This is a genomic window from Craterilacuibacter sp. (assembly GCF_051659485.1).
Classification (GTDB): Bacteria; Pseudomonadota; Gammaproteobacteria; order Burkholderiales; family Chromobacteriaceae; genus Craterilacuibacter.
The window spans coordinates 1-13,568 of the sequence record NZ_JBOFOO010000297.1; the positions used below are offsets into that span (position 1 = coordinate 1).

The following is a 13,568-nucleotide window of genomic DNA, read 5'->3' on the forward strand; positions in this document are numbered from 1 at the left end:
TTGGACTCCTCCACCGACTGCACGATATGCGCAATATGGCACATGCCGGCGCAGTCTTGGGGCGAGAGTTTGTGCTCGGCGCGAAAAGCCAGAAACAGATCGGTCACATCCCGCGCCATCGGGCTATTGAGATAGATGGGCACCATCGGAATGCGGCCGGCCTGACGCAGGCGATAGAGGTGATACAGCAAAATTTGCGCCCGCTCGACGGCAAAGGACGGAATCACGATGATTCCACCGCGCGCGACGGTACGCTGGATGATATCGGCCAGCAGGGTTTCAGTGTCCTCCTGCGGATGGCGACGGTTGCCATAGGTAGACTCGACCAATAAATAATCGCACTGCTTTACGGTTGCAGGGGCGCACATCACCGGGTCGTGCGGGCGGCCAAGATCACCGCTAAACACGATCACCTTGCCCGCCACAGTCAGCTCGACCATGGCCGCACCCAGAATATGGCCGGCCTGGCGCAAGCTGAAAGTCATGCCGCCCGCAATGGCCTGCACCTGACCTAGCTCTGCCGCGCGAAAATGCGCCAGCGCACGCAGCGCATCTTCTTCGGTATACAAGGGCAAGGCCGGGTGGTGCTTGGACGAGCCGCGACGGTTGGCGTATTCGGCCTCCTCTTCTTGCAGGCGGCCGCTGTCCGGCAACAGGATGGCCGCCAATGCCGCCGTGGCGGCCGTGGCATAGACCGGCCCGCGAAAGCCATCACGCACCAGTGCCGGCAGATAACCGCTGTGATCCAGATGTGCATGCGTCAGTATCACTGCATCAAGACTCGCCGGATCAACGGCAAAAGCTTCGCGATTGCGCAAGCGAAGTTGCTTGTAGCCCTGAAACAGCCCGCAATCGATTAATACCCGCGCCTCTTGGTATTCGACCAGATATTTGCTGCCGGTCACTGTGCCGGCACCGCCCAGAAAGGTGATACGCATTCGATTCTCCCGCTGCCCTATGGCCCGCTGCCACGCTTCCTACTCTAGTTGAAGATGGCACCGCTCAAAGCAAATCGGCCCGGCTTTCTATATGCAGGGAACCTAAGCCGTAAAAATTTGCCAGTCAGATAGACTTGATTACACACAGGACCGCATATGAACCCCGAACAGCAACAAAGCATACTGACTATTGCATTGATGGCGGCCTTTGCCGATGGCAATAACGACGAGCGCGAGCGCGAACATATACGGGCGCTGGCCGATTCGCTGGGACAGGGTTCGGGACTGGATCTCACCCGCCTATATCAGGATGTATTACTCAAGCGGGTGACACTGGCAAACGCCTGCGCACAATTAAACGATCAGGGCACGCGCCAGTTTGCCTATGAAATGGCGGTCTGCGTATGCGATGCAGACGGTCGCACCAGCGAAGCCGAGCGCGCCTTTTTGTCGGCACTGAAGAGTCAGTTACAGCTAAACCCGGGTGAAACCGATGCTTTTGAGCATGAGGCCGACGCCATTGCCCGGGCTGGTGAATTTTCCGCCCCGGTCTCGGTTGCGCCTCCCGTCCATGCCGGAAAACCCGCAGCACCCGCCCACAGCGTTGACGAAGCCGAGCTGGATCGCTCCATCCTCAACTACGCCATTCTCAATGGCGCACTGGAACTGCTGCCGCAATCATGGGCATCAGTGGCCATCATCCCCCTGCAGATCAAGATGGTGTACGCCATTGGCAAACGCTACGGCCACGAACTGGATCAGGGCCATATCCGTGAATTTCTGTCCACGGTAGGCGTCGGGCTGACTTCGCAGTATCTGGAACAATTCGGGCGCAAACTGATAGGCGGCCTGTTCGGCAAGGTCGCAGGGAAATGGGGCAAAACACTGGGAGGTGCCGGCACCGGCATGGCATTTTCCTTTGCCAGCACCTATGCACTGGGACAAATAGCCAAACGTTATTACGCCGGTGGCCGCCAGATGAGTACGGCACTCTTGCAACAGAGTTTTCAAGGCCTGCTGGGGCCGGCCAAAGAGATGCAAGGCCAGTATCTGCCGCAAATCCAGCAGCGTGCCAGCACGCTGAATGCGGCCGAAATCATGGCCATGATGAAAGGACGTTGAACTTAGGCCGCTTAGGGTGCGGCCAGTACCCGCTCGACTTCGCCGTCGTCAACTTGGGTAAAGTCGCGGTAAAACTGGCCGACCGATGAAAATTCGCCAGGCACAGACAGGCAGACCAGTTCATCGCAGTGGCTGCGCACCCGTGCGCACGCATCGCTAGCGGCTACCGGTACGGCACACACTAGCCGTGCCGGCTTTTGCCGGCGTACCGCATCCAGCGCCGCAAGCATGGTGGCACCGGTAGCCAGCCCGTCATCCACCACGATCACCACCCGCCCTGCCGGGCTCATGGATGGGCGCAAAGGCGTATAACGCGCGCGCCTTGCCCGGATTTTTGCCAGCTCCTGCTCGCGCTGGCACTCAACCCAGTCCGCGTCGGCACCGGACCGCTCGGCCCACGGCATCAGCGCCACCTCTCCGGCCTCGTTAACGGCGCCAATGGCAAACTCGGGATGACCCGGTGCATGCAGCTTGCGCACCAGCACCACATCCAGTTCTCCCTGCAGCAAAGCGGCCAGCTCGCGTGCCATAGGCACCGCGCCGCGCGGAATGGCCAATACCAGCGGATGCTGGCCCCGATAGCCCAGCAAGGCCTGCGCCAGTTGCTGCGCGGCATCAATTCGATCATCAAAGCGCATGACTCACCTCTTGGTGTTCACCCTCGCTTTAAAATAGCCCTTACGCAAAGGTAAGCGCAGGCCAAACTGGCGAATGGCAATATGCAAGCCGGTCAAACCCACCGCCAGCCAGATCGGGCCATAAGTCAGCAGCCGGTTTGCCATCAAGGGCTCACCCAGCAAAGTAATGGCCAGCAAGAATAGCAATACCGGCTCCACATAACCCAGAATGCCCAGCAAACCCAAAGGCAGCAGGCGACTGGCGCCCAGATAACACAATAAGGCTACGGTACTGATCAGCCCCAGACCGGGCAGCAACAGCCAGAAACGTGCCTCGGCCATGACGCCGTAACTGTCCGGCCCCAGCCACCACAACATCACGAGCGCAAACGGAAATAAAAGCAGCACCTCTAAAGCAAAACCGGTCAAGGCTTCCAGTCGTGCCCAGCGCCGCAAGACAAAATAAGGCGGATAGCCCAGCGCAACCAGCAAGGTTGGCCACGCGATAGCCTGCGTCAGCCATAGCTCATGTACCACACCGGCCAGCGCACACGCCACCGCCAGCCACTGCATGCGATACAGATGCTCGCCATACAGTACGCGTCCGAACAGCACCATGGTCAGCGGCAGCAGGAAATAGCCCATGGCAACCGCCATGCCTTCGCCATTAAGCGGCGCCCACATAAACAGCCACTGCTGCACGCCGAACAAGGCGGCCAATAGCGGCATGGCCAGCACCAGCTTAGGCTCGGTACGCAAGCGCCCCAGCAGCAAGCAAAATGCCGGCCATTGCTTGCGCAACACCAGCAGCAAAGCCACACCGGGTAAGGTCCATACAATACGCCAGGCAAAAACGGCGAGGCCGGACAAGGGCGCCAGCAAGGTGGTATAGCCGGACAATACGGCAAACAGCACCGAGGCCAGCACGGACAGCGCCACACCGGCGCCGGAGAAACGGGAAACAGGCATCATGGGGTCAAACTGGAAAGAGAAAAAAGACGGCAGGGAAATTTTTCACACAAACGCCTATCAAGTGTCGCCAACCCGGCCACGCAAGGCCTTGATATTGCCGCGTTTGGCCTTGCCTTCCAGCCGACGCTTGCGCGAACCTAAAGTGGGACGCGTCGCGTGGCGAACCTTGGCCACATGGCAAGCTTCGTCGACCAGTTGCTGCAAACGCAGCAATGCGTCGGCACGATTCAGAATCTGGCTGCGGTACTGTTGCGCCTTGATCACCAATACGCCGGCACTATTGAGCCGGGTATCGGCGCGCGCCAACAGCCGCAGCTTAAGCGCTTCGGGCAGGCTGGAGGCCATCACATCGAAGCGCAGCTGCACCGCACTGGAAACCTTATTGACATTCTGGCCTCCCGCGCCTTGCGCACGGATGGCCGAAAACTCGACCTCGGCCTCCTTGAGCGGATAGCGTGACATCACGCCGGCACGACACAAAGATCGCGCGCGCCATCCGGCAGCATCAGGTCCTGGTAAGCCAACAGCCCGGGCAAGTCTGCCGGCAAGGCCCCGGCTAGCGCCTTGCCTTGCAACAGGGCAATGGCCGGCGCGACCACACACTGCTGCAACAGCGCCTCGGTATTCACGACATCCAGATTCAGCGTAAACAGCCATTCATCGCCAAAAGGCGATTCTGACTCATCCCAGAGCAACAAGCGCCCTTCGCGGTTTTGCCACGGCTGCCAGCCTGCGGCCGGGAAGCCGATATAGGCGTCGTATTCGAAACTGAACTCGCATGCCCAGTGCGCCACATGCAGCACCGCGCCTTGCGGCTCGCCACCGGCAAGGCACGGCACGCCGTTACCGGACAGGCTGATCTGCACATTGATCCACGCGACCTCGACATCCTTGCGGTTTTCACGCTGCAGGATGGGGAAACTCAAGGCCAGCGCACTGCGCTCACCTGCTGTCTTCTGCACTTCGGACAAGACCTTGCCCGGCTTGCCCAATTTGCTGGCGGCAATGGCCTCCGGCAGCATGCCGTTCAACGCATGTTCCAGCGCCTTGATCTTGCGCCACACTTCGTTAGCGTTGCTTTGTTCCTGACTCATACCGCCCTTCCCTCAAGCCTGCCCCGCCATATAACGGCGAAAGCAGACATGATACCGGCAAACAGCAGGGGCGGCGACCTTACGCACCGCCTCAATGTACGCCTGTTGACTACACTGCGAGTGTTCTGCCGCCAGCGGAACAACTACGCGTCGTTATAACCGCGAGTAATCCGGATTTGGTAAATAAAAAACCAAAGGATATAATGGCCCATCAAAAACCGGCATGACCCAAGGACACAACACCATGGATGTAAGAGATAGCAACGGCACCTTGCTTGCCAGCGGCGACACCGTCTCCGTTATCAAAGACCTGAAAGTAAAAGGCTCATCGACCGTCATCAAGCGCGGCACCGTATTCAAGAACATCCGCGTAGATGAAGACGACGATGAGCATGTCGAATGCCGTAACGACAAAATCAAGGGACTGATGCTCAAGACCTGCTTCCTGAAAAAAGCCTGATTCGACGCGTCAAACCCAGCGTAAAGGCGTGCCGCGTGGCGCGCCTTTTGTGTTTACCCACAAAATGGGCAAGATTTGCAACGATCAAGTATTGAGATCGGCGCAAACAACCCCATTATCGAAAACAGACTGCTGCAGCAGCATGCTGCACCCACCCTCAAGACCAGAACAGGAGCCTCTGATGGCCATCACCGTAAACGGCGTTGAAATTACCGAATCCATGATTGCAGCCGAGCTGGAAAACCACGCCGAGACGCCTAGCCCGCGCGAAGCCGCTGTCCAGCAACTGATCCTGCATGCCTTGCTGGTGCAAGAAGCCCGCGAACACGGCATCGACAATGCCAACGAAGGCGAAGCCATTGGCGCACTGCTGGACAAGACCCTGCAGTTCACGCCGGTAGATGAAGCGGCCTGCCTCGAGTTCTACACCAGCTACCCAGAGCGTTTCCAGCAAGGCGAAAATGCCGTTGCCAGCCACATTCTGTTCCCGCTGGCCGGCGATGAGCTGGCCAACAGCCTGACCCGCGCCAAGGCCGAAGGGGTACTGGCCGACGTCACCGCCCATCCGGAACGCTTTGCCGATCTGGCACGCGAGCACTCCAGCTGCCCGTCCGGCCAGCAAGGCGGTAGTCTCGGCCAGTTCAGCCGCGGCCAGATGGTTCCCGAATTCGAACAGGTCGTTTTCAGCACGGAAGCCGGCGAGATCGCACCGGAACTGGTCGCCACCCAGTTCGGCCACCACATCATTCAGGTCAACGAGCGCCAAAGCGGCGGCCAAGTCAGCTTTGACGAAGTCAAAGGCCAATTGCAGCAATATCTGAACGAGATGGCTGGCCGCAAGGTCATGCACGAATATCTGGCCAAGCTGGTCGGTAACGCCAAGATCGAAGGCTTCGCCATGCCGAGCCTGTAAGGCAACAAGTAAACGACAGCTTAAGACCGGGCCGCGCGCCCGGTCTTTTATTGTGAACACGGCTTTTGCCACGGGCCGGCATGCATAGCTAGCGCCCGCACACATCAGGCAAGACACGCATGGACAGACTCGAGCTTAAAATTCCGCCCCCCTTGCTATGCCTGCTACTGGCGGGCCTGATGTATGGACTGGCGGCGAGCGGCATCGATTTGCGCCTGCCCGGTGCCTCCGTACTGACGGCACTGCTCGCGCTATCGGGCTGTGCGCTACTCTTGTCCGGGGTAGCGGAATTTATCCGCGCACGCACCAGCGTCAATCCGCTACGCCCCGAAAGCGCATCGACCCTGGTCACTGGCGGCCTGTACCGCTTCAGCCGCAATCCGATGTATCTGGGTGACTTGCTGCTACTGGGCGCATGGGCACTCTACCTTGGCAAACTGCTACCCTTGCTGGCGCTACCGCTGTTTGTGCTGTATATGAACCGCTTTCAGATCCGGCCGGAAGAACGCGCACTCGGCAAGCACTTCGGCATGGCTTATCAGGACTATTGCCAGCGTGTACGCCGCTGGATCTGAGGCTGGCGCTTGATTACAGCACCCGCTGCGCGCAAAATGCCCCCCTTTTTGGAGACTTGCCCTTGCTGACCCTGCTCGCCTGCCGCGTCGACCGCAGCCAAATGCTGCTGGTCAATAGCCGCCTTGACGGCTACCCCGCCTATTTCCATATCGAGCCTGCGGCACTGGCCGATTTCCTGCGAGTAGACAGTATCCCGGATCTACCCGCCTGCCTGACAGAAAACTGGCCGGCGCTGGCGCCTACGCTAACCCGGCTGGTGCGCCGCTTCGGCAACGATTTTACCGTCACCTCCGCACTCCTTGGCTGCTGACGCTTAGCGCACCACGACGCGACTGAAGTCTTGCCGCCCGAATGGGCTGACAGTGTAACCACTGACATTGCGGCTGGTTAATGCCTGCGCAACCGGATGCACCAGCGGCAGCCATAAAGCCTGTTCCTTGATGATCTGCTGTGCCTTGCCATAGCGCAAGGCGCGTGATTTTGGATCGGACAACAGGCGCGCATCCGTAATCAGGCTGTCCAGTTTCGGATGGCAGTAGCGGGCGAAATTGGTACCGGACTGCACCGCAGCACAGGAAAATTGCGGCGTCAGGAAGTTATCCGCATCGCCATTATCACCGGCCCAGCCCATAAACAGCATCTCATGCTCACCCGCCTTGCCGCGCTTGACCAGCTCACCCCATTCCAGCACCCGAATCTCGGCGCGAATACCCAGCTTGGCGAGATCCGACTGCAACAACTCGGCACCGGCCTTGGGATTGGGGTTGAGCACACTGCCACTCGGGCGCACCCAGATCGCGGTATCAAAACCCCGCTCCAGTCCGGCCTCTTTCATCAGGCTACGCGCCCGCTTCAGATCATGCGGGTAGTCGGCCAGTTGGCGATAACCCAAAGTTGAGGGTGGAAACGGCCCGACAGCCAGGGTAGCGGATGGACCGAATACGATTTGACGGTAGGCTGCCTTGTCAAACGCGAGATTAATGGCCTGACGCACCCGCACATCGTCAAACGGTTTTTTCTGACTGTTGAAGGCAACAAATGCCGTCATAAAGGCCGGCGTGGCGACCACCTTGACCGATTTGTCACCCAGCAGCGCCTGCACATCTTGTGGCTTCGGCCCGACCACGATCTGGCACTCGCCTGCCTTCAGCTTTTGCATGCGTACACTGCTATCCGGCGTAATGGCATACACCAGCCGTTCACTGGGGACTTTTCCGGCAAAATAATCGGGGTTGGCGCGGTAGCGCACATTGCTGTCTTTGGCGAAACTCTGGAAGACAAAGGGCCCGCTACCTACCGGCTGGGTATTGAGTAGCTCGGGGGTGCCGGCTTTTAGCAGTTGTGCCGCGTATTCGGCCGGATAAATAGAGGCAAAGCCCATGCTCAGCGTAGACAGCAAAGTGGCATCCGGCTTGCTCAGCTCGAACCTTACCGTATGCTCATCCACCTTGGTAACCGACTTGATCAGCTTGTCCAGCTGAAAGGATTTGGCATGCGGATAGCCCGACGGTGACGTTTTATACCAAGGGTGAGCCGGGGCCAGCATGCGCTGAAAGCTGAACACCACATCATCCGCATTCAGCTTGCGGCTAGGCTTGAACCAGGGCGTGGAATGAAAAGACACATCGGGACGCAGGGTAAATGTCAGCGACAAACCATCCGCGCCTGCACGCCAGCTCGCTGCCAATGAAGGTACGACCTTGCCCAGCGCCGTATCGTAATTGACCAGACGGTTCATCAACACGTCGGCACTGGCATTGGTCGTGGTTAGCGTGTTGTAGCGCACGACGTCGAAACCTTCCGGACTGGCATCGGTACACACCACCAGCGGCGCGGCAAAAGCCGCTACCGGAAACAGGGATGCCAGCGCACGCAAGGCGACCACGGCAGGACGGTTAACGGTCATGGCATTTACTTTCATCTAATTGTATTGAATTAGAGTATCGCAAACGCCATGCCAAGTTACCAGCTATCCGTCGAGGCCCGACTCAAACCAAGCGTGATTAAGCCCGCCATTCGGCCTTCGGCCACAAGGGAATGCCGCCGCGCGGGGTAAAGCGCCCTTCAACCACGATGTGGCGTGGTTGCAGCAGATTGACCAGATCATTGCAGATGCGGCAGATGCAGGACTCGTGAAACTCGCCGTGCATGCGGAATGACCCCAGATACAGCTTGAGCGACTTGGACTCCACGCACCACTCGCCCGGCACCATATCGATGACGATGGTGGCAAAATCAGGCTGGCCGGTGACAGGGCACAAACTGGTGAATTCCGGGCAGCTGATATTCAGGCTGCCGGTCACGCCATTGGGGTTGATCGCGCTTTGGGCATACGGATTGGGAAAGCGCTCCAGCAAGCTGGCATCCGGCTCATCGTAACGGTAATCGGTTTTCTTGTTGCCCAGCGATTGCAGATCGGTATGCAGGTCCATGCTATGACTCCGGATGTAAAAATTAGGGAATGGGGAATAATGGGCACGGGGGCAACTAGCGGATGCCGACCAGCTTGTGGCCTTGCAGCGATAAGCGCCAGTGCGGCGCACGCATGCAGTAGTCGATGGCGGCCGCGGTATTCGCCGCCCGCGCGGCATCGTCCATCGGTTGCAGCCAGGCATGGGCAAAGTTCGCACTATCGACATCCTCAGGCAGCAAGTCCGCCTGCGGATACACCAGCTTGATTTCATCACCGCTACGCTGCACCCAGTCGGCCCCCGCCTTGGGGCTGACGCACAGCCAGTCAATGCCATCTGGAGCCGGTAGCGTACCGTTGGTTTCCACCCCGACTTCAAAACCGCGCTCATGCAGCGCCGCTATCAGCGCCTCGTCCAGTTGCAATAGCGGCTCGCCACCGGTAAACACCACATAGGGGGTACCACCTTGCCCCTGCCATAGCCGGCAGATATGCCCGGCCAGCGCCGCCGGGCAAGCAAAACGCCCGCCATCAGGCCCGACACCGACAAAGTCGGTATCGCAGAAACGGCAAACGGCCTTGGCACGATCCACTTCACGCCCGCTCCACAGATTGCAACCGGTAAAGCGGCAGAACACCGCCGCACGCCCCGCGTGTACGCCCTCGCCTTGCAGCGTGTAAAACATCTCTTTTAGCGTGTACATGTACGGCTCCCGTCCAGCCACAGCAGCGCGCCATCGGTCTCGTTTTCCAGCAGATCAATGCGCACCAGCTCATCCGGCGCAAAACGGGCTGCCAGATAGCGCGCGATGCCGGCGCAGTCGGTCGCAGCAATACCCGGCAACTGATCCAGCGCATGGTGATCCAGCTGTGCATACAGGGGCTTGAACAAGGCTTTCACCTCGCCAAAGTCACGCACCCAGCCCTGCTCTGCATCCATTTCGCCGGCCAGATGCAGGCGCACCAGATAACTATGACCGGTGTAGCGACCATCATTATCAAAAGGCACTGCCGCTTCGAAGCGCTGCTCCTTCCAGATGCGCAGCCCCTGAGCGTCAAAGCGGCTACCTGCGGTCGCCGTCTCGAATACTTCCACCGCCGCCACCCCGTCCAGCACTTGGGCCAGCGCATCGAATAGCCAGATAGCCAGCACTTCACTGGTCGGGTTGGCAAGGCCGGCGATATGGTTAAGCGTCGAGTGCTGCAACATATTGCAAAGCGGCTGCCATGCGGCGAGCAAGGCGGCATGATCAATACGCGTTGCATCGGCCAGCAAGCGCACGCCAAAACCATGGCCATGCAAACGTCCGCATTGATGGCCATCAGGCACATGCGGCAGCCAGTGTGCGGCCTCGAAACCGGTTTTCAACCAGATGTGTGCCTTGCCGGCGGCATCCAGCTCTACTCCGCGATCGGGTGCCGAACGCAGGGACAAGGCCGCAGCCATGTCCAGCACGCCTGACAGGTGATGAATCAGGCTTATATCGTCCGGATGGGCGAATTGCGCGCTCAAATCCTGATAGTCCAGCCTGCCGCACACTGCCGCGAGGCGGTCACGCAAGGCAGGCAAAGGCCAATCCGCCTGTACCGCCAAGACAAAGCTGTGGCCGTGGTGCACGCCCGATAGCGTGCGTGCCGCTTCGAAGCCGGCACTCGCCGTATGAAGAGTCCGCATCTTAAAGCCCTGCCGTGCGCATGATTAATGGATCGGCACGCCCGGCTTCGGCAAATCCTCTGGCGCGCAGCAGGCAGGACGCACAAAGTCCGCATGGCGGCACTTCGCCCTGATAGCAGGTATGGCTGTATGCCAGCGCATCCAGCGCACCGAGTTCTTCGGCCAGATGCACGGTATCGGCCTTGCTCATGAACATCAACGGCGCATGCAGGCTGATACGGCTGTCCATGCCCAGATTAATGGCCAACTCCAGCGCCTTGAGCGTATTTTCGCGGCAATCGGGATAGCCCGAATAATCGGTCTGGGCCACGCCGGTGACAATATTGGCCATGCCGCGCTGCCAGGCATGGGCGGCGGCAAAAGTCAGGAAAATCAGATTGCGCCCGGGCACAAAGGTGTTGGGCAGGGCCGCATCACTACGCACGCCCTGCTCCGGCGCGATGGCTGCATCGGTCAGCGCATTGCCGCCCATGGCGGTAAAGGTATCGATGGGAAGGATGGTATGGCGAACGCCGGCGATGGCCGCGATGGTGCGTGCACAATCCAGCTCTACGCGGTGGCGTTGGCCGTAATCGAAAGTCACGGTTTCTACATGGCTAAAGCGGGACAGTGCCCAGTACAAACAGGTGGTCGAGTCTTGGCCTCCGGACAGCACAACAAGGGCGCGGTCGGGGTCCTGAGGGGTGATGCTCATATTGTCCTTCGAAAACAGTCGAAGTTAATCGGAACGCAAACCGCTCGGTCTCGCGGCGTGCGGGCGCATTCTAAACGCAAGCAAGGTCTGCGGCCAGCGCTAAAACCGAGGCAGCTGCCACGATCACCCTCCGCGACCCGCAGCAAAAATCGGAAAACAACGGACAAGACGCTGCAAAAAACCCAACGCTGTCTATAACAGAGATCAGCTGCCGCATTACCGATTAGTCATAGCCGTAACACCAACGGCCAATAAGGAGCCCAGCGCTTTCCCATGTCGACTCAATTCAAGCAAGGCACGGCCTTGGCCACCGCAACGCTGTTTTATTTCAACGAAGGCTCGTCTAGACACCGGCTTGCACCATCAGAATGCCAGATCAAGCCCACAAGCGAAGTACCCATTTTGATGCTCATACCCGGCAAAAAACCGGCCCCAGGCAATATCGTCAACACATCAGGAGGAAGTCATGTCTGACAACACCAACCCAAGCACTGACAACAGGCTGAAACTTGGCGCGCTCACCGCACTGGTGGTCGGCTCCATGATAGGCGGCGGCATTTTTTCGCTGCCACAAAATATGGCGTCCGGCGCCGGTGCCGGCGCCATCATCATAGGGTGGGCCATTACCTTTGTCGGCATGCTGGCGCTGGCTTTTGTATTCCAGCAACTGGCAACACGCAAACCCGAGGTCACCGGCGGTGTATACGGTTACGCACGCGCTGCGCTAGGCGACTATGTCGGCTTTAACTCGGCATGGGGTTACTGGATTTCGGCATGGATAGGCAACGTCGCCTATTTTGTCGTGATGTTTTCGGCACTTTCATTCTGGTTTCCGGTGTTTGGCGAAGGCAATACCGGCGCCGCCATCATCTGCGCCTCCATCCTGCTGTGGGCCTTGCACTTCCTGGTACTGCGCGGGGTGCAAGGTGCGGCCATGATCAACACCATCACCACCGTCGCCAAGCTGGTACCGCTGGCATTGTTTATCCTGCTGGTGCTGTTTGCCTTCAAGGTGGACACCTTCAATCTCGACTTCTGGGGCTCGACCAAGCTGGGCTCCATCGTCGATCAGGTCAAGAGCACCATGCTGGTGACGGTATGGGTGTTTATCGGCATTGAAGGTGCCTCGATGTTCTCCAGTCGTGCCAAGAGCATGGCAGATGTAGGCAAAGCCACCGTAATCGGCTTCTTGCTGACCATCGCGCTGCTGATTGCCGTATCGGTACTGTCGCTGGGCATCCTGACACAGGAACAACTGGCGGCACTGAAAAATCCGTCAACCGCCTATGTATTGGAGGCTGCCGTCGGATCGTGGGGAGCCAACCTGATGAATGCTGGGCTGGTGGTTTCGGTCGGTGGTGCGCTACTGGCGTGGACCTTGCTGTGTGGTGAAACACCCTATCTTGCCGCCAAGGACGGCATGATGCCCAAGGTGTTCAGCACCACCAATGCCAATGGTTCGCCTGCTGCCTCGCTGTGGCTGACCAACGGCATGATCCAGCTATTTCTGATCATCACCTACTTTAACGGCGCCGTGTATCTGAGCTTGGTCCTGCTAGCCACCTCGATGATCTTACTGCCCTATCTATTCTGTGCGCTTTATTCGCTAATGGTCGTACAGCGCGGCCAAGGCTACAAGGCGGGCGAGTCCACCGGCAAGGACATGCTGGTCGCCGTGATTGCCACCCTGTACGGCATCTGGCTCTTGTACGCTGCCGGCCTGCAATATCTGCTGCTGTCCATGGTGCTCTATGCACCTGGCCTGCTGTTCTATGTATGGGCACGCAAGGAACGCTCAGAAAAGCCATTTAACAGCGGCGAGGCCATTCTGGCCGTCGTGATTGTGGCCTTGGGCGTCTATGCCGCTTATGGCTTGTCGGTGGGAACATTGACACTGTAATTCACGCAGGCATAACAAGGCCCCGGTGCTAAATGGGTAGCACCGGGGCCTTTTGCTGCATCACCACCTGCTCCTGCATACGCAATCAAGCAAAGTCCCACCCGCAACGGCAATAGCAACTCAAGCCGCAAAAGTGTAGCTGCAGGCAAGGATACATGTCAGGGCTGGCGCTTGAGCAGGCCATACTGTTCGTTTTT

The 13,568-nt window shown here is 58.8% G+C and carries 17 protein-coding genes; 7 read left to right on the forward strand and 10 right to left on the reverse strand.

Annotation, left to right across the window (positions count from 1 at the left end; genetic code table 11):
• On the reverse strand, nt 1–938 hold a 938-nt coding region (locus tag ACRC1E_RS10345), incomplete at its 3' end, for an MBL fold metallo-hydrolase (RefSeq protein ID WP_438515015.1).
• Between the two features lie 156 nt (nt 939–1,094).
• Here ACRC1E_RS10345 and ACRC1E_RS10350 point away from each other — a divergent pair.
• Nucleotides 1,095–2,060 carry a DUF533 domain-containing protein gene (locus ACRC1E_RS10350; protein WP_438515016.1) on the forward strand — a complete coding sequence of 322 codons (966 nt, stop codon included), beginning with the start codon at nt 1,095–1,097 and terminating at the stop codon, nt 2,058–2,060.
• An 11-nt stretch (nt 2,061–2,071) separates the two neighbouring features.
• On the opposite strand, the gene ACRC1E_RS10355 is transcribed toward ACRC1E_RS10350, so the two are convergent.
• Genes ACRC1E_RS10355 through ACRC1E_RS10370 form a run of 4 tightly spaced genes read right to left on the reverse strand, consistent with a single transcriptional unit; the run spans nt 2,072 to nt 4,743 of the window.
• On the reverse strand, nt 2,072–2,698 hold the full coding sequence (locus tag ACRC1E_RS10355; protein WP_438515017.1) for a phosphoribosyltransferase: 627 nt from the start codon (nt 2,696–2,698) through the stop codon (nt 2,072–2,074).
• A 3-nt stretch (nt 2,699–2,701) separates the two neighbouring features.
• A complete protein-coding gene (gene rarD / locus ACRC1E_RS10360) occupies nt 2,702–3,649 on the reverse strand; it encodes an EamA family transporter RarD (protein WP_438515018.1) in 948 nt (315 codons plus the stop codon).
• A 57-nt stretch (nt 3,650–3,706) separates the two neighbouring features.
• The gene (gene arfB, locus ACRC1E_RS10365) at nt 3,707–4,111 is read right to left on the reverse strand and encodes an alternative ribosome rescue aminoacyl-tRNA hydrolase ArfB (protein WP_438515019.1); all 405 of its coding nucleotides are present in this window, start codon (nt 4,109–4,111) and stop codon (nt 3,707–3,709) included.
• Nucleotides 4,111–4,743 carry a hypothetical protein gene (locus ACRC1E_RS10370; RefSeq protein WP_438515020.1) on the reverse strand — a complete coding sequence of 211 codons (633 nt, stop codon included), beginning with the start codon at nt 4,741–4,743 and terminating at the stop codon, nt 4,111–4,113. Before ACRC1E_RS10370 ends, arfB begins: the two co-directional genes overlap by 1 nt.
• A gap of 244 nt (nt 4,744–4,987) precedes the next feature.
• On the opposite strand from ACRC1E_RS10370, the gene ACRC1E_RS10375 reads away from it, so the two are divergent.
• The 4 genes from ACRC1E_RS10375 to ACRC1E_RS10390 all read left to right on the forward strand — a co-directional run bounded on the left by ACRC1E_RS10375 (nt 4,988) and on the right by ACRC1E_RS10390 (nt 7,002).
• On the forward strand, nt 4,988–5,203 hold the full coding sequence (locus ACRC1E_RS10375) for an alkylphosphonate utilization protein (protein WP_160796273.1): 216 nt from the start codon (nt 4,988–4,990) through the stop codon (nt 5,201–5,203).
• A gap of 181 nt (nt 5,204–5,384) precedes the next feature.
• Nucleotides 5,385–6,116 carry a peptidylprolyl isomerase gene (locus ACRC1E_RS10380; RefSeq protein WP_438515021.1) on the forward strand — a complete coding sequence of 244 codons (732 nt, stop codon included), beginning with the start codon at nt 5,385–5,387 and terminating at the stop codon, nt 6,114–6,116.
• A 119-nt stretch (nt 6,117–6,235) separates the two neighbouring features.
• Entirely contained in the window at nt 6,236–6,691 is a 456-nt protein-coding gene (locus tag ACRC1E_RS10385; protein ID WP_438515022.1) for a methyltransferase family protein, read from the forward strand.
• A gap of 62 nt (nt 6,692–6,753) precedes the next feature.
• A complete protein-coding gene (locus tag ACRC1E_RS10390) occupies nt 6,754–7,002 on the forward strand; it encodes a hypothetical protein (RefSeq protein ID WP_438515023.1) in 249 nt (82 codons plus the stop codon).
• 3 nt (nt 7,003–7,005) lie between these two features.
• Here the strand turns inward: ACRC1E_RS10390 and ACRC1E_RS10395 are convergent, their stop codons facing one another.
• The 5 genes from ACRC1E_RS10395 to queC form a co-directional block, all read right to left on the reverse strand.
• Nucleotides 7,006–8,598, reverse strand: coding sequence for an ABC transporter substrate-binding protein (locus tag ACRC1E_RS10395; RefSeq protein ID WP_438515024.1), 1,593 nt, complete (start codon nt 8,596–8,598; stop codon nt 7,006–7,008).
• A 97-nt stretch (nt 8,599–8,695) separates the two neighbouring features.
• Nucleotides 8,696–9,124, reverse strand: coding sequence for a preQ(1) synthase (gene queF / locus ACRC1E_RS10400; protein ID WP_438515025.1), 429 nt, complete (start codon nt 9,122–9,124; stop codon nt 8,696–8,698).
• Nucleotides 9,125–9,179: 55 nt separating this feature from the next.
• Nucleotides 9,180–9,806 carry a 7-carboxy-7-deazaguanine synthase gene (gene queE / locus ACRC1E_RS10405; protein WP_438515026.1) on the reverse strand — a complete coding sequence of 209 codons (627 nt, stop codon included), beginning with the start codon at nt 9,804–9,806 and terminating at the stop codon, nt 9,180–9,182.
• Nucleotides 9,794–10,777 carry a 6-pyruvoyl trahydropterin synthase family protein gene (locus ACRC1E_RS10410; RefSeq protein ID WP_438515027.1) on the reverse strand — a complete coding sequence of 328 codons (984 nt, stop codon included), beginning with the start codon at nt 10,775–10,777 and terminating at the stop codon, nt 9,794–9,796. Before ACRC1E_RS10410 ends, queE begins: the two co-directional genes overlap by 13 nt.
• A 1-nt stretch (nt 10,778) precedes the next feature.
• Entirely contained in the window at nt 10,779–11,471 is a 693-nt protein-coding gene (queC, locus tag ACRC1E_RS10415) for a 7-cyano-7-deazaguanine synthase QueC (protein ID WP_438515028.1), read from the reverse strand.
• A gap of 273 nt (nt 11,472–11,744) precedes the next feature.
• Between queC and ACRC1E_RS10420 the strand changes: the two genes are divergently transcribed.
• Both ACRC1E_RS10420 and arcD read left to right on the forward strand, forming a co-directional pair.
• Nucleotides 11,745–11,945, forward strand: coding sequence for a hypothetical protein (locus tag ACRC1E_RS10420; protein WP_438515029.1), 201 nt, complete (start codon nt 11,745–11,747; stop codon nt 11,943–11,945).
• On the forward strand, nt 11,938–13,371 hold the full coding sequence (gene arcD, locus ACRC1E_RS10425) for an arginine-ornithine antiporter (protein ID WP_438515030.1): 1,434 nt from the start codon (nt 11,938–11,940) through the stop codon (nt 13,369–13,371). The genes ACRC1E_RS10420 and arcD overlap by 8 nt, the downstream gene beginning before the upstream one ends.
• The last annotated feature ends 197 nt before the right edge of the window (nt 13,372–13,568 follow it).

Coding starts and splice junctions, on each gene's coding strand:
- ACRC1E_RS10350 (WP_438515016.1), top strand. CDS start 1,095: ATGAACCCCGAACAGCAACAAAGCATACTGACTATTGCATTGATGGCG.
- ACRC1E_RS10355 (WP_438515017.1), bottom strand. CDS start 2,698: ATGCGCTTTGATGATCGAATTGATGCCGCGCAGCAACTGGCGCAGGCC.
- rarD (WP_438515018.1), bottom strand. CDS start 3,649: ATGATGCCTGTTTCCCGTTTCTCCGGCGCCGGTGTGGCGCTGTCCGTG.
- arfB (WP_438515019.1), bottom strand. CDS start 4,111: ATGTCACGCTATCCGCTCAAGGAGGCCGAGGTCGAGTTTTCGGCCATC.
- ACRC1E_RS10370 (WP_438515020.1), bottom strand. CDS start 4,743: ATGAGTCAGGAACAAAGCAACGCTAACGAAGTGTGGCGCAAGATCAAG.
- ACRC1E_RS10375 (WP_160796273.1), top strand. CDS start 4,988: ATGGATGTAAGAGATAGCAACGGCACCTTGCTTGCCAGCGGCGACACC.
- ACRC1E_RS10380 (WP_438515021.1), top strand. CDS start 5,385: ATGGCCATCACCGTAAACGGCGTTGAAATTACCGAATCCATGATTGCA.
- ACRC1E_RS10385 (WP_438515022.1), top strand. CDS start 6,236: ATGGACAGACTCGAGCTTAAAATTCCGCCCCCCTTGCTATGCCTGCTA.
- ACRC1E_RS10395 (WP_438515024.1), bottom strand. CDS start 8,598: ATGACCGTTAACCGTCCTGCCGTGGTCGCCTTGCGTGCGCTGGCATCC.
- queF (WP_438515025.1), bottom strand. CDS start 9,124: ATGGACCTGCATACCGATCTGCAATCGCTGGGCAACAAGAAAACCGAT.
- queE (WP_438515026.1), bottom strand. CDS start 9,806: ATGTACACGCTAAAAGAGATGTTTTACACGCTGCAAGGCGAGGGCGTA.
- ACRC1E_RS10410 (WP_438515027.1), bottom strand. CDS start 10,777: ATGCGGACTCTTCATACGGCGAGTGCCGGCTTCGAAGCGGCACGCACG.
- queC (WP_438515028.1), bottom strand. CDS start 11,471: ATGAGCATCACCCCTCAGGACCCCGACCGCGCCCTTGTTGTGCTGTCC.
- ACRC1E_RS10420 (WP_438515029.1), top strand. CDS start 11,745: ATGTCGACTCAATTCAAGCAAGGCACGGCCTTGGCCACCGCAACGCTG.
- arcD (WP_438515030.1), top strand. CDS start 11,938: ATGTCTGACAACACCAACCCAAGCACTGACAACAGGCTGAAACTTGGC.